The sequence below is a fragment of the Pseudomonas sp. JS3066 genome (genome assembly GCF_036328175.1).
Taxonomy (GTDB): domain Bacteria; phylum Pseudomonadota; class Gammaproteobacteria; order Pseudomonadales; family Pseudomonadaceae; genus Metapseudomonas.
In genome coordinates this window covers 1-21513 of sequence record NZ_CP143313.1, presented here as the reverse complement: position 1 = coordinate 21513, position 21513 = coordinate 1, and the positions used below count along the sequence as shown (strand labels likewise).

15 protein-coding genes and 2 pseudogenes are annotated in these 21513 nt (G+C 66.0%); 15 read left to right on the top strand and 2 right to left on the bottom strand.

Annotation, left to right across the window (positions count from 1 at the left end; all coding sequences use genetic code 11):
- Positions 1-6 precede the first annotated feature (6 nt).
- The 5 genes from SA496_RS28610 (at position 7) to istB (ending at position 9434) form a co-directional block, all read left to right on the top strand.
- Positions 7-2070 (top strand): DNA topoisomerase III, encoded by a 2064-nt coding sequence (locus tag SA496_RS28610; protein WP_058664033.1) that lies wholly within the window; start codon positions 7-9, stop codon positions 2068-2070.
- A 21-nt stretch (positions 2071-2091) separates the two neighbouring features.
- The gene (locus tag SA496_RS28605) at positions 2092-2478 is read left to right on the top strand and encodes a conjugal transfer protein TraD (RefSeq protein ID WP_102964836.1); all 387 of its coding nucleotides are present in this window, start codon (positions 2092-2094) and stop codon (positions 2476-2478) included.
- Positions 2479-2481: 3 nt separating this feature from the next.
- Positions 2482-6828: a zincin-like metallopeptidase domain-containing protein gene (locus SA496_RS28600; protein ID WP_330115691.1), complete on the top strand. Its 4347-nt coding sequence runs from the start codon at positions 2482-2484 to the stop codon at positions 6826-6828.
- A gap of 283 nt (positions 6829-7111) precedes the next feature.
- Positions 7112-8635: an IS21 family transposase gene (istA, locus tag SA496_RS28595; RefSeq protein WP_005800234.1), complete on the top strand. Its 1524-nt coding sequence runs from the start codon at positions 7112-7114 to the stop codon at positions 8633-8635.
- A complete protein-coding gene (istB, locus tag SA496_RS28590) occupies positions 8625-9434 on the top strand; it encodes an IS21-like element helper ATPase IstB (protein ID WP_005800232.1) in 810 nt (269 codons plus the stop codon). Before istA ends, istB begins: the two co-directional genes overlap by 11 nt.
- 187 nt (positions 9435-9621) lie before the next feature.
- Here istB and SA496_RS29400 read toward each other — a convergent pair.
- Positions 9622-9774: pseudogene (locus SA496_RS29400) on the bottom strand (DUF932 domain-containing protein); the annotation flags it as partial.
- A gap of 1161 nt (positions 9775-10935) precedes the next feature.
- On the opposite strand from SA496_RS29400, the gene SA496_RS28585 reads away from it, so the two are divergent.
- The 10 genes from SA496_RS28585 (at position 10936) to SA496_RS28540 (ending at position 20971) form a co-directional block, all read left to right on the top strand.
- Positions 10936-11898 carry a chromate resistance protein ChrB domain-containing protein gene (locus SA496_RS28585; protein ID WP_017406218.1) on the top strand — a complete coding sequence of 321 codons (963 nt, stop codon included), beginning with the start codon at positions 10936-10938 and terminating at the stop codon, positions 11896-11898.
- Positions 11899-11937: 39 nt separating this feature from the next.
- Positions 11938-13134, top strand: coding sequence for a chromate transporter (locus SA496_RS28580; protein ID WP_330115690.1), 1197 nt, complete (start codon positions 11938-11940; stop codon positions 13132-13134).
- A gap of 61 nt (positions 13135-13195) precedes the next feature.
- Positions 13196-14104, top strand: coding sequence for a Fe-Mn family superoxide dismutase (locus SA496_RS28575; RefSeq protein ID WP_330115695.1), 909 nt, complete (start codon positions 13196-13198; stop codon positions 14102-14104).
- A gap of 4 nt (positions 14105-14108) precedes the next feature.
- Positions 14109-14567: a chromate resistance protein ChrB domain-containing protein gene (locus SA496_RS28570; RefSeq protein WP_046987171.1), complete on the top strand. Its 459-nt coding sequence runs from the start codon at positions 14109-14111 to the stop codon at positions 14565-14567.
- A gap of 24 nt (positions 14568-14591) precedes the next feature.
- Positions 14592-14972 carry a hypothetical protein gene (locus SA496_RS28565; RefSeq protein WP_046987172.1) on the top strand — a complete coding sequence of 127 codons (381 nt, stop codon included), beginning with the start codon at positions 14592-14594 and terminating at the stop codon, positions 14970-14972.
- 72 nt (positions 14973-15044) lie between these two features.
- On the top strand, positions 15045-15947 hold the full coding sequence (locus tag SA496_RS28560; protein WP_065347125.1) for a DUF1259 domain-containing protein: 903 nt from the start codon (positions 15045-15047) through the stop codon (positions 15945-15947).
- On the top strand, positions 15944-16366 hold the full coding sequence (locus tag SA496_RS28555) for a hypothetical protein (RefSeq protein ID WP_330115689.1): 423 nt from the start codon (positions 15944-15946) through the stop codon (positions 16364-16366). Before SA496_RS28560 ends, SA496_RS28555 begins: the two co-directional genes overlap by 4 nt.
- Positions 16367-16400: 34 nt before the next feature.
- The gene (locus SA496_RS28550) at positions 16401-18227 is read left to right on the top strand and encodes an ABC transporter ATP-binding protein (protein ID WP_330115688.1); all 1827 of its coding nucleotides are present in this window, start codon (positions 16401-16403) and stop codon (positions 18225-18227) included.
- Entirely contained in the window at positions 18224-20026 is a 1803-nt protein-coding gene (locus SA496_RS28545) for an ABC transporter ATP-binding protein (RefSeq protein WP_330115687.1), read from the top strand. The genes SA496_RS28550 and SA496_RS28545 overlap by 4 nt, the downstream gene beginning before the upstream one ends.
- Positions 20027-20041: 15 nt before the next feature.
- Positions 20042-20971 carry a phosphotransferase family protein gene (locus tag SA496_RS28540; RefSeq protein WP_047219835.1) on the top strand — a complete coding sequence of 310 codons (930 nt, stop codon included), beginning with the start codon at positions 20042-20044 and terminating at the stop codon, positions 20969-20971.
- Positions 20972-21054: 83 nt separating this feature from the next.
- Here the strand turns inward: SA496_RS28540 and SA496_RS28535 are convergent.
- A pseudogene (locus tag SA496_RS28535) lies at positions 21055-21513 on the bottom strand (TIGR02391 family protein); the annotation flags it as partial.

Below are 21513 nucleotides of genomic sequence, written 5' to 3'. Positions count from 1 at the left end.
CACACCATGCGCCTTTTCATCGCAGAAAAGCCGTCCGTCGCCAAGGCCATCGCCGGCGAGCTGGGCGCGACCGGCAAGGGCGACGGCTTCATTGAATGCGGCACCGACAAAGTGACCTGGTGCTTCGGGCACATGCTCGAACAGGCCGACCCCGACGAGTACACGCCCGAGGACGTGCCGCGCGGCCAGTCGGGCAAGAAGGTCTGGCGCGTCGATGAACTGCCCATCATTCCCGAGAGCTGGATTCTCAAGCCCAAGGACGACGCGAAGAAGCAGCTCGCCGTGATCGGCAAGCTGCTCAAGGAGGCCAAGGAAGTCGTCAACGCCGGCGACCCCGACCGCGAAGGCCAGTTGCTGGTTGACGAGGTGCTGGAGCACTTCCGCAACAGCAAGCCGGTGCGCCGCTTTTGGGTGAGCGCGCAGGACTCGGTTTCCGTCAAGCGCGGCCTGGCCGCGTTGAAGGAGAACACCACCTATGCCGGCTGGGCCGACGCCGCACGCGGCCGGCAGCGCGCCGACTGGCTGATCGGCATGAACCTCAGCCGCGCGTACACGCTGCGCGCGCAGCGCGGCGGCTCGCGCGCCCTGCTGACCGTGGGCCGCGTGCAGACGCCGACGCTGGCCCTCGTGGTCGCCCGCGACCGCGAGATCGAGGCGTTCAAGGCCGTGCCGTACCACACCATCCGAGCCGTGGTGCAGCACGCCGGCGGCAGCTTCGCCGCCGCCTGGAAGGCGAAGGAGGATCAAGCTGGCCTGGACAGTGAGGGCCGCCTTGTCGATACCGCCGTCGCCGATGCCCTGGTGGCCGCCGTCAAGGGCCAGCCGGGCACCATCGCCGCGTACAAGCAGGAAGCCAAGAAGCAGAACCAGCCGCTGGCCTTCGCGCTGTCCGACATTACGGCCGTGGCCTCGGCCAAGTTCGGCTACAGCGCCGAGGACGTGCTGAACACCTGCCAGGCGCTCTACGAGACGCACAAGCTGACCTCGTACCCTCGCACCGACTGCGCCTACCTGCCGGAGTCGCAGCACGCCGACGCCCCGCGCGTGCTGGAAGCGATCAAGCACGTCAACCCCGAGCTGGCCGGCCTGGTCGATGGTGCCGACCCGCGCATCAAGTCCAAGACGTGGGACGACTCGAAGATCACCGCGCACCACGGCATCGTGCCGACCATGCAGAAGGGCAGCAAGGCCGCCCTCAGCGAGCGCGAGCGCAACATCTACGACCTGATCGTGCGCGCGTACCTGGCGCAGTTCTACCCGCTGCACGAGTACATGCAGACCACCGTGGGCGTCGAGATCGCGGGCGAGAACTTCGCCGCGAGCGGCAAGGTAGTCACGCGCAACGGCTGGCGTGACGTGTACAGCCAGGCCGACGAGGAAACCGAGAAGGACGAGGACGACGACAGCGGCACGCAGGCCCTGCCGTCGATGGCCCAGGGCGACGCCGTGACCTGCACGGACGCCACCCGCAAGGACGCCAAGACGAAGCCGCCGGCGCGCTTCACCGAGGGCACGCTGATCCGGGCGATGGAGAACATCCACAAGTTCGTCAGCGACGCCGAACACAAGAAGATGCTGCGCGAGGGCGACGGCATCGGCACGTCCGCCACCCGCGCGTCGATCATTTCCGAGTTGAAGCGGCGCGAGTTCCTGGCCGTCAAGGGCAAGCAGATCATCAGCACGACCCTCGGCCGCAGCGTCATCGACGCGCTGCCCGAGGTTGTGAAAAGCCCGGTGCTGACCGCCCTCTACGAGCGGATGCTGAAAGGCGTCGAGCAGGGCACGGCCGCCCTGGACGCCTTCATCACGAAGCAAGAGACGTTCATCCGCGACCAGGTGGCGAAGGCCAACAGCGGAGCCGTGACCATCGCCGGCGGCAAGGAAGCCGCGCCGGTGTCGTCCCTTCACAAGTGCATGGCCTGCGGCAGCGGCTTGTCGCGCCGGCCGAGCAAGAAGAAGGGGCAATTCTGGTGGGGTTGCAGCAACTTCCCCACGTGCAAGCAGACCTACCCCGACCTCAAGGGCCGGCCCGACTACAGCAAGGGCCGCAGCGGCCCGGCGTCCGAATGACCACAGCGAAGGAGATCAACCATGACCGAGCAAACCACCAACACCGCCGCCCAGGACGAGCCGCTGGCCGTCCTGCCGCCGGTTGACGACGACGCCGCCGGCCGCGAGGCCGTGCGCGAGAAGATGGCCGACGCGCTGACGCCCGGCTTCCAGGTCGAGTTCGACCCCGACGAAGCCGAGCGCGTGGGCGCGTTCGTGGAGGATGCGTTGTCCGAGCAGGACGCCGCCGCGAGCGGCGACGACCTGGTGGAAGTCGATGGCGCGCTGGAGCCGGCATTCCTGGACGACGAAGGCCCGAGCGCCGACATCCCGCCGTTCATCACCACCACGAACGCCCGCGAGCTGTACGACCTGCGGCCCGGCGAGACGGTGGCCCAGGCCGCCGCGCGCAAGGCGTCGGAGGGCTGACCCATGCCGATCACGAAAGCCGAGGCGCAAGGGGTGACGCGGGCTTTCGTCCGCGACTACCCCGGCGCGCTGGAGCTGGCCTACAAGTTCCGCGAGGACGCGGCCGAGCTGTACGGGCCGCGAGCGGCCGAGGTGCCGGCCGACATGAAGGGCGGCTACGTGCCCAAGGAGACGCTGCACGCCGGCCGCGCCTACCGTGGCCGCGTGGACGTGCCCTTGCAGAACGTCGAGAGCGCCGGCGACCTCCTGATGACGCTGCGGCATGAGGTGCTGGGCCACTACGGGGCCAACACCTTCGCGCCGGGCGAGAAGCGCGCCTTGCTGGACGGCCTCGCGGCCGCCCGCAACGAACCCACCCTCAAGCCGCTATGGGATGACGTGAACCGGCGCTATGCCGGCCAGTCCCTGGACGTGCGCGCCGAGGAAGTGTTTGCCCTGCACTGCGAGGGCATCGAGCCGAGCCAGCACCAGGTCGCCGACCAGGTGCAGCAGCGCGGCCAACAGTCATTCACGGAAACCTGCATCGCCCGCGTGCGGCCCATGCAGGCCGACGACCTGCACAACATCGTGTGCATGGTCGCCCAGGGCCTGCGCGACCGTTCCCGGTCACAGCAGAACTTCCCTCAGTTCAACGAGCTATTCCGAAGGGACGAGAACATGGAGCCGAAGAAGCCGTTTCACGAAGTCGTGGCCGAAAAGCTGATCGAGCAGCTCAAGGCCGGCACCGCACCGTGGCAAAAGCCGTGGGAGCCGGGCGAACCCAACGCCTACCTGCCGATGAACCCGACCACCGGCAAGCGGTACAAGGGCATCAACGCGATCCACCTGATGGCCCAGGGCCGTAGCGATGCGCGCTGGATGACCTACAAGCAGGCCGCCGCTGTCGGCGCGCAGGTTCGCAAGGGCGAGAAAGGTACGCCCGTCCAATACTGGAAGTTCAGCGAAGAGCAGGACAAGCTGGACGACAACGGCCGGCCCGTCCTCGATGCGAAGGGCCAGCCGGTCAAGGAAACCGTCATGCTGGAGCGGCCGCGCGTGTTCTTTGCGACCGTGTTCAACGGCGAGCAGATCGACGGCCTGCCGCCGCTCCAGCCGAAGAAGGAACAGAGCTGGAACGCCGTCGAGCGCGCCGAGCACATCCTGAAAGCCTCGGGCGCGACGATCACGCACGCCGCCGGTGATCGGGCGTTCTACCGCCCTTCGACCGACAGCATCACCCTGCCCGAGCGCGGCCAGTTCCCCAGCTCCGACCGCTACTACGCGACCGCGCTGCACGAGCTGGGCCACTGGACGGGCCACCCGTCGCGGCTTGACCGCGACCTGGCGCACCCGTTCGGGAGCGAGGGTTACGCCAAGGAAGAGCTGCGTGCCGAGATCGCCTCCATGATCGTCGGCGACGAGCTGGGCATCGGCCACGATCCGGGCCAGCACGCCGCCTATGTAGGTTCCTGGATCAAGGCGCTGCAAGACGAGCCGCTGGAGGTGTTCCGCGCGGCCGCCGACGCCGAGAAGATTCACGACTACGTGCTGGCCTTCGAGCAGAAGCAGGTTCAGGAGCAAGACCAGCAGCAGGGCCAGGCCCAGGACGAAGCCGTGGCCCAGGCGCTGGCCGTGGACATTGCCGAAGTCCTGGACAACCCGGACGTGACTTTCAGCCACTACCAGGCATTCCAGGGCGACACCCTGGAAGACGCCTTGCGCAGCCGTGGCCTCGAAACTGTGGGCAGCATCACCGGAATCGACCCCGAGCAGTTCTACGCCGTCGCGCATGACCGGCTGTCGCCAGTGTTCGGCATCGACCCGAGCCACACCGACACCGACAACGCCTACCTGGAGCGCAAAGGCCTGGCGCAAGAGTTCGCCAACATGGCCGAACAGCTCCACCTCGCGCAGCAGCTCCAGCAGCACGGCGAACAGATCGTGTCGCGCATGGACGCCGAAGCCCGATGGAGCGACGGCCAGCGCATCTTTGCGTTCCACGACCAGGACGGCGAACCCCACCAGGTTCGCACCCTGGACGAGCTGAACAACTACGCGCCCGACCAGTTGATGGCCCTGCCGGCGCTGACCCAGCAGCAAGCGGCCGTCGCAGACCAGGAGGCGAACATGACCCCACCGACCAACGACCAGGCGGCCGCCTTGCTGGCCGCCCACCCTGCCGACGCGGTGCAGGGCATCGAGCAGGCCGCCGCCGCGCGCCGGCAGCTCGCCGCCGGCGAGATCGACGGCCAGGCGTTCGCCGACGCGACCCGTCAACACCTTGGCGTTGAGCTGCCGCCCGACTGGAGCGGCGAGCTGCGCATCGTCGGCGTGGCCGAGCAGGACGGCCAGACCGTGGATGCCGCCCAGGCCGGCATCGAGCCGCAGGCGTTCCAGGTGTACGCGCGCAAGGCCGATGCGCAGTTCGGCGAGGACGCCTTTGCCTTCGTCGCCGGCACCCGCACCGAGGGCCAGGCCGAGACGCTGGCCGAGCGCCTGCACCTGGTCGATGCGCTGGGCACCGACAACCAGCACGAGCGCGCCGCCAAGCTGGCCCGCGTGCAGGAAGAGCGTGTACGGCGCGACCCCAACGCGACCGAAGAGGACATTTCAGCCGCTAAAGAGGCGCGCAAGACCGCCGAGGCGTCGGCCATGCTCAACGACACCGACGCGCAGCGCCGCGCGGCCGAGCTGGAGCGCCAGGAGCGCGAGCGGCAGCAGGCGCAGCCGCAGGCCGAGAAGCCCGAACGGCAGTACATCAACGTGCCGTACAAGGAGAAGGACGAGGCCAAGAGCCTCGGGGCGCGCTGGGATCGGCAGCAACAGTCCTGGTACGTGCCGCCGGGCACCGATGCAGCTCCCTTCGCCAAATGGGCGCAGGGAGCCGCTACAGCGGCCGTAGAGCCGCGTTCGGCCCAGCCAGCACCCGAAGCCCAGGGCGAGGCGCAGAAGCCCGCCCAGCAGGCCCAGCAGGCCCGCCAGTACCTGGCCGTGCCCTACGAGCAGCGCAACGCCGCTAAGGCCGCCGGCGCGCTTTGGGACAAGGCCGCGAAGTCCTGGTATGTCGGCCCGCGTGCCGACGCGGCGAAGCTCGAACGCTGGAAGCCCGAGAACGTGCAGGCCCAGCAAGGGCCAGCGATGACGCCAAGGGAAGAGTTCGCCGAGGCCATGCGCAGCGCCGGCCTGTTCACCGGCAGTAACGCCCAGGGTGACCATCCGATCATGGACGGCAAGCGGCACCGCGTGCCGGTCGAGGGCGGCAAGAAGGGCGCGCTCGATGGCTTCTACGTGGGCCACCTGGACGGGCACCCGGCCGGGCGAATCATCAACAACAAGACCGGCACGGACATTACCTGGAAGAGCAAGGGCTACGCCTTGAGCGACCAGGAGAAGGCCAAGCTCCAGGCCGAGGCGGCCGAGAAGCTGGCACAGCGCGCCGTCGAACAGGACAAGGCCCAGGAGGCCACCGCGCAGCGCGTCGGCCGGCAGATGGCCGACCTCCTGCCCATCGAGCAGCCGACGCCCTACCTGCAAGCCAAGGGCATCCAGGCGCACGCCGGCGTGATGACCGACCGCGAAGGCCAGAAGACCTACATCCCGGCCTTCGACGCAGAGGGCAAGCAATGGACGATGCAGTACATCCAGGAGGACGGCACCAAGCGGTTCGCCAAGGACTCGAAGAAGGAAGGATGCTTCCACCCGGTCGGCGGCATGGACGCCCTGGCGGCCGCGCCGGCGCTGGTGATCTCCGAGGGCTACGCCACGGCCGCCCAGGTGGCCGTGGCCGTGGGCCACGCCACGGTCGCCGCCTTCGACAGCGGCAACCTTGAGGCCGTGGCGAAGGCGCTGCACGCCAAGTTCCCGGACAAGCCGGTCATCATCGCCGGCGACGACGACCGGCACCTGGTCATGACCCACGGCAACAACCCCGGCCGGGAGAAGGCCGAGGCGGCCGCCCAGGCCGTGGGCGGCAAGGCCATCTTCCCGATCTTCGCGCCGGCCGAGAACACCTACCCGCGTGACTTGCCCGCCATCACGCCCGACACCTTCAAGACCCACCTGCGCGCCGAGCAGCGCCTTGCCGACGCCACCGCCGGCAAGGTCGAGCTGGCCGGCGACGAGGCGGCCAAGCTCAAGGCGTCGATGTTGAGCGGCGCGCAGATCGCGGCGCTGTCCACGATGAAGCAGCACACCGACTTCAACGACCTGGCGCACAAGAGCGAGCTGGGCATCGAGGGCGTGAAGCGGCAGATCGGCGCGGCCATCAGCCAGGTGCAGCGTGAAGAGCAGCAGCACCAGGAACAGAAGCACGTCGAGAAAAAGCAACAGCAGATCGAGCAGCGCCCACGGCGGGCCGCTCGCATCGGATAAGTCGAAAAATCCGGCTAAAGTGGCCGAGCTGCACATCAGGCTGCGCGGTTTTCCTCCCTGATCGCCGGCGCGGTTTCTTCCTCCCTGAACCGCATGCAGACTTGCCGCCTCGGACACCCCGAGGCGGTTTTTTTTCGCCCGCTCGAGCATCGCCAGGTCTGACGATTGTTGGCGCCGACCGAAAACTGAGCCACTTATGAGGGTTGTGCCGACCCAAAATTGAGCCAGGTGTTCAACCTACTCTGCTGTTTTTTTGTGCAGCAGAGGACGAGGAGTGATCACCATGGACATGATTGGCAGGATCCGGCGTTTGCATGCCCGGAAGAACAAATCGGAGCGCGAGATCTCGCGCATGACGGGGCTGTCGCGCAACACGGTTGCGAAGTGGCTGCACGGCGAGGTGGATGGCCCGCCGAAGTACCGGCGCGGGGAGCAGCCGAACAAGCTCACTGCGTTCCACGAGGCGCTCAGGCAGGCGTTGAAGGCCGACGCCCGGCGGCCCAAGCGCGAGCGTCGCACGGCCAAGGCGCTGTACGCCGAGATCAGGGGCGCTGGCTACGACGGTGGCTACACGCGGGTGACCGACTTCATCCGGGCGTGGCGCCAGGGCGAAGGTCAATCTGCGAGCGCCAACGCCTTCGTGCCGCTGGCCTTCGAGCTCGGCGAAGCCTTCCAGTTCGACTGGAGCGAGGAAGGGCTGGTGGTGGGCGGGATCTACTACCGCATGCAGGTCTCGCACATGAAGCTATGCGCTTCGCGGGCCTTCTGGCTGGTGGCCTATCCGAGCCAAGGCCATGAGATGTTGTTCGATGCCCATACCCGCAGCTTTGCAGCCCTGGGCGGCGTGGCCCGGCGCGGCATCTACGACAACATGAAGACCGCGGTGGACAAGGTCAAGAAGGGTAAGGGCCGGATCGTCAATGAGCGCTTCGCGACCATGTGTGCGCACTACCTGTACGACCCGGACTTCTGCAACGTCGCCAGCGGCTGGGAGAAGGGCGTCGTCGAGAAGAACGTGCAGGACAGCCGCCGGCGCATCTGGATCGACGCGGCCAAGCAGCGCTTCGGCAGCTTCAGCGAACTCAACGCCTGGCTGGGCCAGCGGTGCCGGGCGTTGTGGGACGAGGTGCGCCACCCCGAGCACGAGCAGTTCAGCGTGGCCGAGATGCTCGAACACGAGCGGGCGCATCTGATGCCCATGCCGGCGCCGTTCGATGGCTACGTCGAGAAGCCCGCGCGCGTGTCCAGCACCTGCCTGGTATCGGTGGCGCGCAACCGCTACTCGGTGCCGTGCGAGCTGTTCGGGCAAATGGTCAGCACCAGGCTGTACCCGGGCAGCGTCGTCGTGGTGGCCAACGACCACATCGTCGCGCGCCACGACCGCCTGAGCAACGCCGGCGAGACGCGGTATGACTGGCAGCACTACATCCCGCTGCTGCAGAGGAAGCCCGGCGCGCTGAGGAATGGCGCGCCGTTCGCCGACATGCCCGAGCCGCTGCAGAGGCTGCGCCGTGGGCTGCTGCGCAACCCGGGCGGCGACCGCGTGATGGCGCAGGTGCTGGCCATCGTGCTGAGCGCCGGGCTGGACGCGGTGCTGGTGGCGGTGGAACTGGCGCTGGAGACCGGGCCGCCCGGCAAGGTGAGCGTGGAGCACGTGGTCAACGTGCTGGGGCGCCTGAATGCGGTGCCGATGCCGCAGACGGCTGCGACGCAGCTGAAGGTGAGCACACCGCCGCTGGCCAACACGGCGCGCTACGACAGCCTGCGTGCCGACAACGCCACCGAGGAGGCCGGCCATGACGCGTGACGTGACGGTTGAACTCAAGGCGTTGCGTCTGCATGGCATGGCCGGCGCCTGGGCCGACCTGGTGGAGCAAGGAACGAACGCAGGGGTGGACTCCTCGCGCTGGTTGATCGAGCACTTGCTGCAGGCCGAGGGCACGGATCGCGCCATGCGCTCGGTCAGCCACCAGATGCACGCCGCGAAGTTCCCGGTGCATCGCGACATCGCCGGCTTCGACTTCGAGGTCTCGCCGGTAGATCGCAAGCTTGTGAGCACACTGGCCGCAACCAACTTCACAGACGACGCACACAACGTCGTGTTGGTGGGTGGGCCGGGCACGGGCAAGACGCATCTGGCCACGGCCATCGGCGTATCGGGCATCACCCGGCATGGCAAGCGCGTGCGGTTCTTCTCGACGGTCGACCTGGTCAATGCACTGGAGCAGGAGAAGGCGCAAGGCAAGGCCGGGCGCATTGCATTGAGCTTGCTGCGCATGGACCTCGTCATCCTGGACGAGTTGGGCTACCTGCCGTTCAGCCAGGCCGGCGGGGCGTTGCTGTTCCACCTGCTCAGTCGCCTGTATGAACACACCAGCGTGATGATCACGACCAACCTGGACTTCGCGGAGTGGTCCAGCGTGTTCGGCGACGCGAAGATGACCACCGCGTTGCTGGACCGGCTCACGCACCACTGCCACATCGTGGAGACGGGCAACGAGTCGATCCGCTTCAGCCGCAGTACGGCAGAGGCCAAGAAGCGCATCAAGGCGCGCGAGCAGGCCCGCAAGGGCAGCAAGTCCGAGCTGCCGCAGGACGACTTCTGAAGCGGCGCCGCGCGGGGAAATCCGCTACGGGCTACGCCCTGCGCGGCTTCCCCCGCGCGCTCAACTCAACATCGAGGAGGTCAAAGAGCCAGGACAGACCTACACTTATCCACCGCCGGCCCTCTGAAGGCCGGCCCCCACCCCTGGCTCAATATTCGGTCGGCACGGTGGCTCAGATTTGGATCGGCGCCGACATAGGGATGTAGCTGTACCGCTCGGAACGGCTCTCATGCGGGGCATCCGCAAAGATGGACGGGGCCACGCGCCGGATTTGGTCATCCGACAAGGGGTAATCGGAACGCAGCGCCGGGGAATGGGAAGCAAAACGGGATGCAAGCATGTCTTTCTCCTGACTTGGTTGTTGAAGAAAACCGCACACCGGATTCCTAGATTCGGAGCCCAGCCTTTCGGCTGTTCGGTGCGGTCGGCACGAGGAACCTGGTTGGCCCTGTTGCCACCGTCTTTCCTGAGTTCATCGCCCGCGACGGTCAGGAGCGCGCGGACGGGGGCCGTCAAGGAGGCAAGCGCAGGGTTGGTGCGGCCCGCAGCGCAGCGAGGACACGGCCCTGCGCGCCTTGACGGCGCACGGGAGCGGGCTACAGTCGCGGACAAGGTGATGAAGTCAGGGGAGACGGCTGGACAAGGCAACGGCCTTCCCCATGCGCCGACCGCACGGCAAGCGAAGCGCGCAGGCCCGAAGCTGGAAGCCGGGCCGGAGGCGTCAGCCGATCAGCGCGAGGGAATGATGGAAGCCCGACAGGGGCGAAACCCCGCAGGGGGTTCGATGCGCAGCACGACAGCGCGACCGGCCATGTTTCCTGGCCGGGGACGCCCGGACTTCAAGGCTCGATGCACAAGCTCATGCTCCAGGCATCGGGAAGCCGGCTCGGCGGCCTTTGAGGGGCGCCAAGCTCGCGCGGCGGGGATAGCCCGCAGGGCTTTCCCCTGGAGACAAGCAAAGCGCGCAACGCCCCGTTAGGGGCGCGAAGGCATCACGCCGAGTCGTCAGAGCGCAGGCTGGATTCCGACAGCAGCACGATGCGCTGCTCGTCAGTGATGAGTGCGTTGTTCATGGTGAACTCCTGAAAGGTTGCCGGGCGGAATTGCCCGACCCTTTCGGGGCACGGCGCAGCGCAAGCAGTCAAGGGTCAACGACGGCCGCAGGCCGCAAGCGTGCGAGCACGCGCCGCCCTTGCACGGCGAGAACGCCGTGGCACAATGGAGAAGCAGCAAGCCGCCACACCCCGCCACCCAGGCACACCCGGTATTAGCAAGCGCAGCGCGCAGGCCCGGATCTGCGATCAGGGCCGCAGTTGCGTGAAGGATCGACGCCGCATGGCCGTGATTCGGCACGAAGCACGGGGCAACGCCCGAGAGCCTGACGGCGCCGCGCGCCGACACGCCCCAGCGCGGGGTGCAAATCTTCTGAACCCAGTAGCAGTTATTTTGTAGAGATCGCTACATCATTGCAACGACCGTGACATGGATTTAAGCTGTTGCCATGACTCTCACCTCCGACTCTTGGCTGACCCTCATCGTCAGCCTCCCCTCCGCGAGCGCCACGGCACGCATGCGGATTTGGCGCGCGGTCAAGACGCTCGGCTGTGCCGCCTTGCGCGACGGCGCCTATCTACTGCCCGCCCAAGCCGAACAGGCTGCGCAACTGCAGGTATTGGCCGACGAGGCGCTGCAGGAAGGCGGGCAAGCCTGGCTGCTGCAGGTGCAAGCCCGGAACATGACCGAACAGGCCACCTTTCAGGCGTTGTTCGACCGGGCGGCCGATTACACCCCCTGGCTAGAGGAACTGGCGCAAGCACGCCAGACGCTCTCCGCCCTGAGCGCAGCCGAACTCCAGCGTACACAGCGCAAGCATGCGCGTGCCTATGAGGTCATCCGCAAAATCGACTTCTTTCCCGGTGAGACGTCGATCCGCGCCGACGCCCAGTGGCGCGATTTCGCCAACGCCCTCGAAGCCATGCAGTCACCCGGTGAGCCGCAGCCAACAGCGGGCAACATTGCTCGGCGTGATCGCATGCAGTACCAGGGACGAGTCTGGGCCACGCGCCGCCATCTCTGGGTGGACCGCGTGGCGAGCGCCTGGCTGATCCAGCGCTTTATCGACCCGCATGCGCGCTTTCTGTGGCTGGACGCCCCGGCCGACAGCCCAGCCGATGCACTGGGGTTCGACTTCGACGGTGCGACCTTCTCGCACGTGGGCGAGCGGGTGACGTTCGAGGTACTGCTGGCGAGCTTCGGCCTGGAGAACGATCGCGGCCTCTCGCGCCTGAGCGCGATGGTGCATGCGCTCGATGTGGGCGGGACGGCCACGCCGGAGGCCAGCGGCTTCGAGGCCGTTCTGGCCGGCGCACGCCGACGCTGGCCAGACGACGACGCACTACTGGCCGACATCGGCGGGGTACTGGATTCGCTCCACGCCCACTTCTCCAGCAGCCGCAAAACTTGACGGCTCACCTCAGATCACTTTTTTGTAGAAAGAATCGTCATGAATGAAACCATTCCAGCCGCAGCCATCAGCAGTGGGGCGCCTCGCAGCTATACGCTGTGGCAATTGGTTGCCTATTTCCTACGGCTCGGAGCACTGGGCTTCGGCGGACCCGTGGCCCTGGCTGGCAACATGGACCGCGACTTGGTGGAGCGGCGCCAATGGTTCACCGAGGCAGACTACAAGGAAGGGCTGGCCTTGGCGCAGCTCGCGCCAGGACCGTTAGCCGCGCAGTTGGCCATCTACCTGGGCTTTGTTCACTACAGCTTCCTAGGGGCCACCCTGGTGGGCCTCGCTTTTGTGCTGCCCTCGTTTCTGATGGTGATCGGACTGGGTTGGGCCTATACGCATTTCGGCGGTCTGGGTTGGATGCAGGCCGTGTTTTATGGCGTGAGTTCCGCTGTCATTGGGATCATTGCTATCAGCACCTGGAAGCTCTCTACCAAGAACATCGGCAAAGACAAACTGCAATGGGCCATCTTTGCAGTAGCGGCGGCGGTGACGATCATCACCCAATCCGAGGAACTGTGGCTGTTCCTGGGCGCAGGCGTTCTCGTGTGGTTGTTGCGCGCGCCGCCGAAATTTATTAAGCCGTCCAGCACGCTGCACAGCAGTGCTATTCCTTTGCTGGCCTTGCTTGGCTTGTCCAACGTCGACTGGACCAAGCTGTGGCAGATCACCAAGTATTTCTTCTACGCGGGCAGTTTTGTTTTTGGTAGCGGCCTAGCTATCGTCCCGTTTCTGTATAGCGGAGTAGTCAAAGAGTACGGATGGTTGACCGATCACCAGTTCCTAGACGCTGTCGCAGTCGCCATGATCACTCCCGGTCCTGTCGTCATCACTACCGGGTTCATCGGCTTTCTGGTCGCGGACTTCTGGGGCGCGGTTGCTGCGGCGCTGGCAACCTTCCTGCCGTGCTATCTCTTCACAGTCCTGCCAGCCCCGTACTTCAAGAAATACGGAAAGAAACCGGGAATCGTGGCATTCGTCGATGGCGTGACGGCAGCCGCCATCGGATCGTTGGCCGGAGCCGTGGTAGTTATCGGGGTGCGCTCGATCAAGGACGTTCCCACGGCGCTACTCGCCCTGGGGACTGCTGCCTTGCTTTGGAAATTCAAGAAGTTGCCGGAGCCGATCGTTGTCGCTGCCGCGGCACTGATTGGGCTGGTCGTCTACCCGCTGGTGACCCACAGCTGAATAGAAGCGAGAGGAGTCCACGCCTTAACCCATGACTTGCCACATTTCTAGGAACACTCCAATGGATTTACAACTACGCCCCCTTACCATCAACCTCGCTGCCCTCAACGGGCTGTCCGAGAAACTCATCCTCAGCCATCACGCGAATAACTACACCGGCGCAGTCAAGCGCCTGGATGCTATTCGCCAGCAACTGGCGCACCTGGATTGGCCGACCGCTCCGGTCTTCATGATCAATGGCCTGAAGCGCGAAGAGCTGATCGCCGCCAATTCCGCTTGGCTCCACGAGCTGTACTTCGACACGCTGGGAGGCGACGGTGCATTGCCGGACTCCGGCCTGGCAGTTGCCTTGGCCCGCGACTTTGGCAGCGTTGACCGCTGGCGCACGGAATTCTCCGCACTGGCCAAGGCCATGGGCGGCGGCTCGGGGTGGGCGCTGCTGTCATGGTCCACACGCGAGGCGCGGCTGATCAACCATTGGGCGGCAGACCATACGAACCTGCTGGCCGGCGCCACACCGCTGCTGGCACTGGACATGTACGAGCACGCCTACCACATGGATTTCGGTGCCAAGGCGGCCGCGTATGTTGACGCATTCATGCAAAACATCCGCTGGAATGCCGTGATGCAGCGCTACGCTGCCGCCATCGAGGCTGATGCACTGCCCTGGTCGGCCGCACCAGAGAAAGTCGGCGGTGACCTCCAACTGATCGACGTGCGACGCACGGCAGGCTACGCACAAGCGCCTGATCGCATCGCCGGGGCCATTCGGCGCGATCCCGTGCAGTTGGCAAATTGGAGCCGTGAAATCGATTCCTCTAAACCCGTCCTTGTGTATTGCGTGCACGGCCATGAAGTCAGCCAGTCGGTGGCGCTCGCGCTACGAGCGCATGGCCTCGATGCACGCTTCGTGGCCGGAGGCATCGAAGCCTGTCGCGCTGCTGGCGTGACATTTGAAGCAAAGGAGTAGCACCATGAAGTGGATTACACGCGAACGCCCCAAGATCGACCGCATCGCCTGTCCCTGGCTGGTTGCGCGCTTCATCGACCAGCAGGCGGAATTTCTCTATGTGCCGGCCAGCGAGGTGCTGAAAACCGCCAACGCTACCGGCGCCATCCCCTACGACATCCCGAATGTCGAACTAAGCCATGTGGGTGAGCTGTGCAGTTTCGATGCCTTCCTGTCGAAGTACCACCTGGACGACCCAGCGCTGCGCCAGTTAGCCGAGATCGTGCGCGGCGCCGACACCTCCCGGCTTGACCTGACGCCGCAATCAGCAGGGCTCTATGCGCTCTCGCTCGGGCTGTCGCACAACTTTAGCGACGACCACGAAATGCTCCAGCACGGCATGGTGATGTACGACGCCCTCTATGCGTGGTGCCGCGCATGCCAGGCCGAGACACACAACTGGCCGCCGGTCATGCCAGCCTGATCCGCCCAATTGAAAATGCACTAAATGTCCGCAATCCCCCGTCTTGCCTTCGCCACACTCATTCAGTCCCTGAGCCTGGTGGCGACATCGGCAGCGCCCGGCCCCAGCGAACTCACCGGCGCGCAGATCAAGACAGTCTTCGTCGGCAATGTCATATCCGAAGGCGCGCACTGGTCCGCTTACCTCCTTCCCGATGGACGCACGAAGTCCATTGAACTGGGGCGGCCGCACCAGGGGCATTGGAAGATCGTGGGCAAGGAATTGTGCGTAAGCATCAGCACGGGTGTAGAGCCCGAATGCTGGACGGTACTGCGCAAAGGCAAGGCCTATCTGCTGCGCGCCCACGGCCAAGACCTCTACGAGGTCACTCCGGAACCTCTGTCGTCGAAATATCCGTTCGATTGACCGGCACCTGCCTCGATTACCCGCTCCGGCCAGCCCCCGGAGCTGCATCCCGCCAACTACCAAGGAAACACCATGCTGCGTCTAACCCTCTCCACACTGGCCCTGGCCGCGGGCCTGCTTACTACAGGCGCCCCGGCCATGGCCCAGGCCATCGACACGGCTGCCATCGAAACGGCCACCGGCCTCAAGGGCAGCTACAACCAGGCGGAAAACGTCTTCAAGGTCAGCAAGCCACGCGACGACGTGAAGATCAATGTCGATCGCTGGACCATGCCACCGTTCATGGGGCTCACCTCCTGGGCCGCGTTCACGCCAATGGGCTCGTCCACCATGATGATGGGCGATACGGTGCTGTTCGAGGATGAAGTCAACCCGGCGATGAGCGCCGCGCTGGACAACGGCCTGGAAGTGACTGCGCTGCACAACCACTTCTTCTTCGACCAACCCAAGGTCTTCTTCATGCACATCGGCGGCATGGGGGATGCACGCAAGCTCGCCACAGGCGTGAAGGCGGTGTACGACCGCATCGCGCAGGTGCGCGCCGCCCAAGGCACGCCGGCCAGCAGCTTCGCGGGTGACATCGCATCGCCAAGCCATGTGACTGCTGCACCCATCGAGGAGATTCTGGGCAGCAAGGCGCAGGTCAAGGATGGCATGGTGAAAGTAACCCTTGGCCGCACAGCCAAGATGCATGGAACCACCGTCGGCAATGAAATGGGCATCAATACCTGGGCGGCCTTTGCCGGCGACGATGAGCATGCGGTGGTTGATGGCGACTTCGCCATGCATGAAAACGAACTGCAGACGGTCCTGAAGACCATGCGTGGCCAGAGCATCAACATCGTGGCAATCCACCAGCACATGACCCACGAGGAACCGCGCTACGTCTTTCTGCATTACTGGGGCAAGGGCAAAGCCGTGGATCTGGCCCTGGCGGTAAAGAAGGCATTGGACGCGCAGAAGGCTGCGAAATGACGAAGAAAACCTTCAGCTCGGTGCCGCAGCGCCTCCCAAGCAGCCCCACCCGGCACCTCGCGCGCCTCACCGCCGCCGGAGCCGTGTTCTGCGCACTTGCCGCGACTGCCAAGGAGGTGCCGCTGACTGGCCCGCAGATCCGTGCCGCCATCAGCGGCAAGTACGTGACTGATGAACACCATTGGGGGCACAAGTATTTCGCGGACGGGCGCGTCGAGCGATCGGAGAACGGCCGCCAGCGGTCTGCGCGCTGGTCCGTCAAAGGCAATCAGCTATGCCTGCTGCAGCCGGAAATCAGCAAGGACGAACCGATCTGCTACAGCGTCCTGCGCGACGGACAGGAGCTGCAATACAAGGACGATGCGCAGTTCGTTGTGTATCGGGGGCTGGTGCGGCCCATGCCCAAACGAGAGCCGTGAACGGTTAGGGATTGCATGCACGCAGGCGACTGACATGGCGCACTACCTCTGGAAACTGCGTCCCTACTACCGGCAGACCGCCGGGCAGCTTGTCCTCGGCTCCCTGGCAGGCGTCGTCATGAACACAGCCGTGGTCCTGCCCGCCGTGTGCCTCGGGCGCGCGATCGACGCCGCGACGCACTTCGCGCATGGCCAGGCGACGCGCGCGACGCTGCTGCAGGCCGTCGCGTTGTTCGCCGCGGCAACCCTCGCCACAGAACTGCCTCGACTGGGCAAGCGCTGGTGGTTGATGACGGCCAACGCGCGCATCCGCGCCAATCTGCGCGCGGATGCGCTGCGCGGGGTGCTCGCCTGGCCGATGGCAAAGCTGACTGCCACGCCTGTTGGCGACACCATGGCGCGCGTCATCGGTGACGTCGAGGTGCTGGGCATCGGCATCCGCGAGGTGATCGTCGAGACCTGGGACACGCTCCTGTTCTTGATGTCGTTCTTCGTCGCCATGCTGGTGCTGGACTGGTCGTTGACCCTGCAGGCGCTGATTCCCGTGCCCTTCGCGATGGTGCTGGCCTGGGCCGCCGGACGCTTTATTCACCAACGTACGACGGCGGCTCGACAAGCCAACGGCGCGTTGACCGCGGGACTGCAGGAGCAACTGTCCGGCATCCGCGTCGCGAGGCTACTGGGGATGAAGCAGGCCGCACAGACGCGGATCGAGCGGCTCGCAGATGCACAGGCGCACACCAATCTCGCGGTGGCGCGGCCCCGCGCCGGCCTGCCCGCGGTCTACACCACGCTGATGGCGGCCGGCATCGTGCTGGTGTTGTGGCAAGGCGGCGAAAAAGTCATCGCAGGCGCGTGGACGCTGGGGGCGTTCGTGACCTATCTGGACCTTTTTCTGCGCTTCACCGGGCGCGGATTTCGGGTGCCGCAGCTGGTGAACTCGGTGCAAGCAGGCGGCGCAGCCTACGCGCGGCTCGCCCCCTTGCTCGCTGCGGCCGTGCCTGCTCGCGTGGAGCATCGGTTCGCGTCGTTTCGCGCCGGCTACCTGGCCGGAACGACTCCGCGCTCGACTCTCACCGAGCCGGCGTCACGAGTTGAACGCGGGCTCGCCGTATCCCTGCACAACGTGAGCTTCTCTCACGGCAACGCCGACGCCGCCGTCACGGCGCTGAACCAGGTCTCGCTCGAGATTTCGGCAGGCGCGTTCGTAGCAGTGACCGGGCCGGTCGGCTCGGGCAAGAGTGCGCTGGCGAAGGCTCTGCTGGGCCTGTACCCGCTCGCCGGCGGTACCGTTTCCCTGGACGGCGACACGCCCGCACGACATCGCGGTGACATCGGTTACCTGCCGCAGGAGCCCTTCCTGTTCTCGGGTACGGTGCGCGAGAACATCACCATGGGACGTGAGCAGGCCGACCTCGCCACGATGAGCGCCCTGGAAATCGCCGCGCTTGCGAAGGACGTTTCGGGCTTCGAGCACGGCGTCGATGCCGAGATCGGCGAGCGCGGCATTCGCATTTCCGGCGGTCAGCGGCAGCGCGTCGCACTGGCACGCGCGGCGGCGGCGGGACCTCGGCTGCTGGTGCTGGACGATCCGTTCTCGGCGGTCGACGTCGCGACGGAGGCTCAGATCATTGCCAGCCTGCGCGCGGAGTTCGGCCGCGGGGCGCCGGCCGCGCGACAGGCCACCATCGTCCTGTGCTCGCACCGGCTGGCGGCCTTCCCGCAGGCGGATCTCGTCGTCGTGTTGGATGGAGGACGCATAGTCGAACGAGGCTCTCATGAACAGCTGATGCTGGCGGGCGGCCTGTATGCACGGATCTACGCGGCGCAGGTCGCGATGGCACAGCCGGAGGACGCATGACCGCAACACAGTCACAGCCGGCACCGACAACACGCCGAGGACTCACGACCGCCCAGGTGGGCTCGCTACTGGCGCCGCAGAGACGCCTGCTCGTGGCCATCGCAGCCTGCGTGCTTGCCGGTGCGGCGCTGGAGGTGCTGCCGCCGCTCCTCGTGCGGCAGGCCGTGGACGCCCACTTGGCCGTGGGCCGTGGCGACGGCCTGATGCTGCTGGGCGTGCTCTACCTGCTGGTCGTGGCCGGGCAGCAGGCGTTGGGCTTCGCGTCTGCGTACGGCACCGCGATCGCAGCCCAACGGGCGTTGCGCGACCTGCGCGCGCGCCTGTTTGGCCATCTGCAACGGCTGCCTGCGCGCTACTTCGACACGACCCCGTTGGGTGACACCGTCAGTCGCTGCACCGCAGACATCGACACCATCGACCGCCTGTTCTCGTCGGGCATCGCGAGCCTTGTCGCCGACCTCGTGCGACTGGTCACGATCACGGTGACGATGCTCGTGCTCAGTCCCTCGCTGACGCTGCTCTGCGGACTGGCCGTGCCGCCCCTGCTGTGGTTCACGCGCTGGTTCCAGCTGCGGGTATTGGCCGCTGAACGGGCCAGCCGGGAGGCCGTGGGAAGCGTCAACACGGCACTCGTGGAGACCCTCGGTGGCGCGGAGGTCATTCGTGCTTTCGGACGAACGGGGTTCTTCGAGCACCGCTTTCGTGGCGCTCTGCAGGCCACGCAACACGCCTATCTCGCGGCCACACGCTATTCAACGATCTACACGCCGCTGATGGCCATCCTGGCGTCGCTGATCGTCTGCGGCCTGCTGTGGGCAGGCGCCGAGGGCGCGCTGGCGGGCTGGGGTGTTTCTATCGGCACGCTCACGGCCTTCGTGCTGCTGTTTCGCCGCTTCTTCGCGCCGATAACGACGCTGGGCGAGGAATGGCAGACCGTGCAGAGCGCGCTGTCCGGGGCGGAGCGCGTGTTCCAGGTCTTGGCGCTGCCGGTCGAGGAAACACCGGTCGCCCATTCCGTGCAACAGGCAAGGAGCGAACCGGAGCCGTTGATCCAGTTGAAGGATGTGATCTTCGGCTACGTCGCCGATCGCCTCGTGCTGAACGGCTTCTCCTTGAGCGTTCGCGCAGGCGAGCACGTCGCGCTGGTCGGGCGCACCGGCGCTGGCAAGAGCAGCCTGATGCACCTCGCCGGTGGCCTGTATGCGCCCTGGTCCGGTGAAATTCACGTGGCGGGCGCGGATCCACGCGCCATGACGGACGAGGAACGCCGTCAGCGCCTGGGCGTCGTGCCGCAGACGCTGCAACTGTTCAGCGGCAGCGTGCTCGACAACCTCACGATGGGCGACGTCCTCGTGACCCGGACTGCTTGCGAAGCCGCGGCCAAGGCAACGGGCGCGCATGCGTTCATCCGGGCACTGCCGCAGGGCTACGACACGCCCCTGGACGCGGGTGAGGCCGGCGCCGCGTTGTCCGCGGGCCAACGGCAATTGCTCGCGCTCACGCGCGCGCTGGTGCGCCAGCCTCGCGTGCTGCTGCTCGACGAAGCGACAGCCGCGATCGACCACGCCAGCGACGCTGCGTTCCGCGCCGCTCTTCGCCGCGACGCGCACGACTCGAGCCGTGCCGTTCTGATCGTGGCGCATCGGCTGTCAACGGCGCTGGAGGCCGATCGCATCATCGTGATCGAGGACGGTCGCATCCTCGAACAAGGCGCGCCGGACGAGTTGATTCGGTGCCGGGGTCGCTTCGCCGCGCTGCTGGCCATGGAGACGGCAGGCTGGGATTGGCATCAACGTTGACGTTGGAGGACAGACATGGGCAAGGACTTCTACATACAACCCGACGCGGCCGACCCGGTGCTCGATCCCGACGCGGTGCTCGCGATCGTGCGCTTGCATGCGGCGGGCGCGAAGGCCGTCAGGGCCGTCGACGAGAGCGGCGGCGAAGCGCGCGCCTATGCCATCGACAACGGCCTGATCCTGAAGGTTCAGCGACCACAACAGCTGCGCGCGCGAACGAGCCTGGCGAAGGAGCGTTTCCTTTTGGAGCAGTTGGCAGGCCTGGAGGGCGTATGCGTTCCACGAGTCCTCGGTGGGGGCGTTGCCAAGCCCGGGATCGAGTACACCTTGATGACGCGCATGCCCGGCGAGCCGATACACTCGGCAAGGCTCGACGGTGACCTCCGCCGGCGTACGCTGGTTGACCTGGGGCGCATGTTGCGTCGCATTCACGCAATCCCTCAGCAACCCGTGTTCGAGGCGCGCCTGATCCCCGGCGACCACACGGCGGCCGACGTTCGCACACGGTTCGGCGGCCTCTTCGACGACGCTGTCGCAGCCGTGGCTCGGGCGGCCCAGCCCTGGCCATTTGCGGTCGACCCGTTGCAGTTGGCGCGCCTCGCGATGCGCGCCTTGCCGGACGCAGACGCCTGGGTGGCCTTGCACAGCAACCCCGGCCTCGAGCACGTCTTCGTCGATCCGCAGACCGGGCAGTTGACTGGCATCATCGACTTCGGCGATGCGTATTTCAGCCACCCGGCGCTCGATCTGCGCCGATGGCCTCGGCCCATCGATCGGGCCGCAGTTCACGCTGGGTACTGCAGCGAGGCGGAGATGAGCGAGAGCTTCAATCAGACATGGCGCGTGGCCTGCGTGCTCACCGACATGCTCGCCATTGCGCAGGATCTGGAATGCCGCGCTGCAGGGCTCGTCGAGTTGGAAGAGCTTGTCGAGCAGTTGCACTGACGGCTTACGTGATGGCTGTCTTGGCGCCGGCCGATCACCCGCGAAAGAGTAGTACCCCCATCCTCTGGAGACACGGGGAGCCGCTACAACGCCGCGGTATTCGCTTTCAGCGTGCGATCCAGCTTGCGGTGAATGAGTGATACCAGTGTCAGGATGTCCAGGGCATCTTGTTCGGACATCGGCCAGTTTGTCTTGGGGGCATGGGCGAGTGGGTTGCGCACGGCGCCGAAGAGGCCTACCAGCAGATGGGCGAAGCCTTTTTGCTCGCTCTTCTCAGATTCGGTGGCGAGAGAACCGAGAACCAGGATCGGGTTTTGCGTCGAAAACGTCCGGTTCACCAACTCGGCTCCATCCATGGTCAGGCCCGACATGGAACGGATGCGCTCGGCGACGCCTTTGGTCGACTCGAAGACGGCATGGAAGTAGTTTTCATCCAGCAGTTCGGCGCGACAGTAGTTGAGTACTTCAGCATGGACTTTGCGGCTTTCAAGTGCCGACTTCAGCCGGCAGGCGCGCGAGCGCGCGGCGTCCAATGTCGTGGC

What these genes read in the sequence shown, in the direction of transcription:
- SA496_RS28560 (WP_065347125.1), top strand. Translation starts at nt 15,045, where the DNA reads ATGCTGCGTCTAACCCTCTCCACACTGGCCCTGGCCGCGGGCCTGCTT.
- SA496_RS28550 (WP_330115688.1), top strand. Translation starts at nt 16,401, where the DNA reads ATGGCGCACTACCTCTGGAAACTGCGTCCCTACTACCGGCAGACCGCC.
- SA496_RS28565 (WP_046987172.1), top strand. Translation starts at nt 14,592, where the DNA reads ATGTCCGCAATCCCCCGTCTTGCCTTCGCCACACTCATTCAGTCCCTG.
- SA496_RS28580 (WP_330115690.1), top strand. Translation starts at nt 11,938, where the DNA reads ATGAATGAAACCATTCCAGCCGCAGCCATCAGCAGTGGGGCGCCTCGC.
- SA496_RS28610 (WP_058664033.1), top strand. Translation starts at nt 7, where the DNA reads ATGCGCCTTTTCATCGCAGAAAAGCCGTCCGTCGCCAAGGCCATCGCC.
- SA496_RS28605 (WP_102964836.1), top strand. Translation starts at nt 2,092, where the DNA reads ATGACCGAGCAAACCACCAACACCGCCGCCCAGGACGAGCCGCTGGCC.
- SA496_RS28545 (WP_330115687.1), top strand. Translation starts at nt 18,224, where the DNA reads ATGACCGCAACACAGTCACAGCCGGCACCGACAACACGCCGAGGACTC.
- SA496_RS28585 (WP_017406218.1), top strand. Translation starts at nt 10,936, where the DNA reads ATGACTCTCACCTCCGACTCTTGGCTGACCCTCATCGTCAGCCTCCCC.
- SA496_RS28540 (WP_047219835.1), top strand. Translation starts at nt 20,042, where the DNA reads ATGGGCAAGGACTTCTACATACAACCCGACGCGGCCGACCCGGTGCTC.
- SA496_RS28570 (WP_046987171.1), top strand. Translation starts at nt 14,109, where the DNA reads ATGAAGTGGATTACACGCGAACGCCCCAAGATCGACCGCATCGCCTGT.
- istB (WP_005800232.1), top strand. Translation starts at nt 8,625, where the DNA reads ATGACGCGTGACGTGACGGTTGAACTCAAGGCGTTGCGTCTGCATGGC.
- SA496_RS28575 (WP_330115695.1), top strand. Translation starts at nt 13,196, where the DNA reads ATGGATTTACAACTACGCCCCCTTACCATCAACCTCGCTGCCCTCAAC.
- istA (WP_005800234.1), top strand. Translation starts at nt 7,112, where the DNA reads ATGGACATGATTGGCAGGATCCGGCGTTTGCATGCCCGGAAGAACAAA.
- SA496_RS28600 (WP_330115691.1), top strand. Translation starts at nt 2,482, where the DNA reads ATGCCGATCACGAAAGCCGAGGCGCAAGGGGTGACGCGGGCTTTCGTC.
- SA496_RS28555 (WP_330115689.1), top strand. Translation starts at nt 15,944, where the DNA reads ATGACGAAGAAAACCTTCAGCTCGGTGCCGCAGCGCCTCCCAAGCAGC.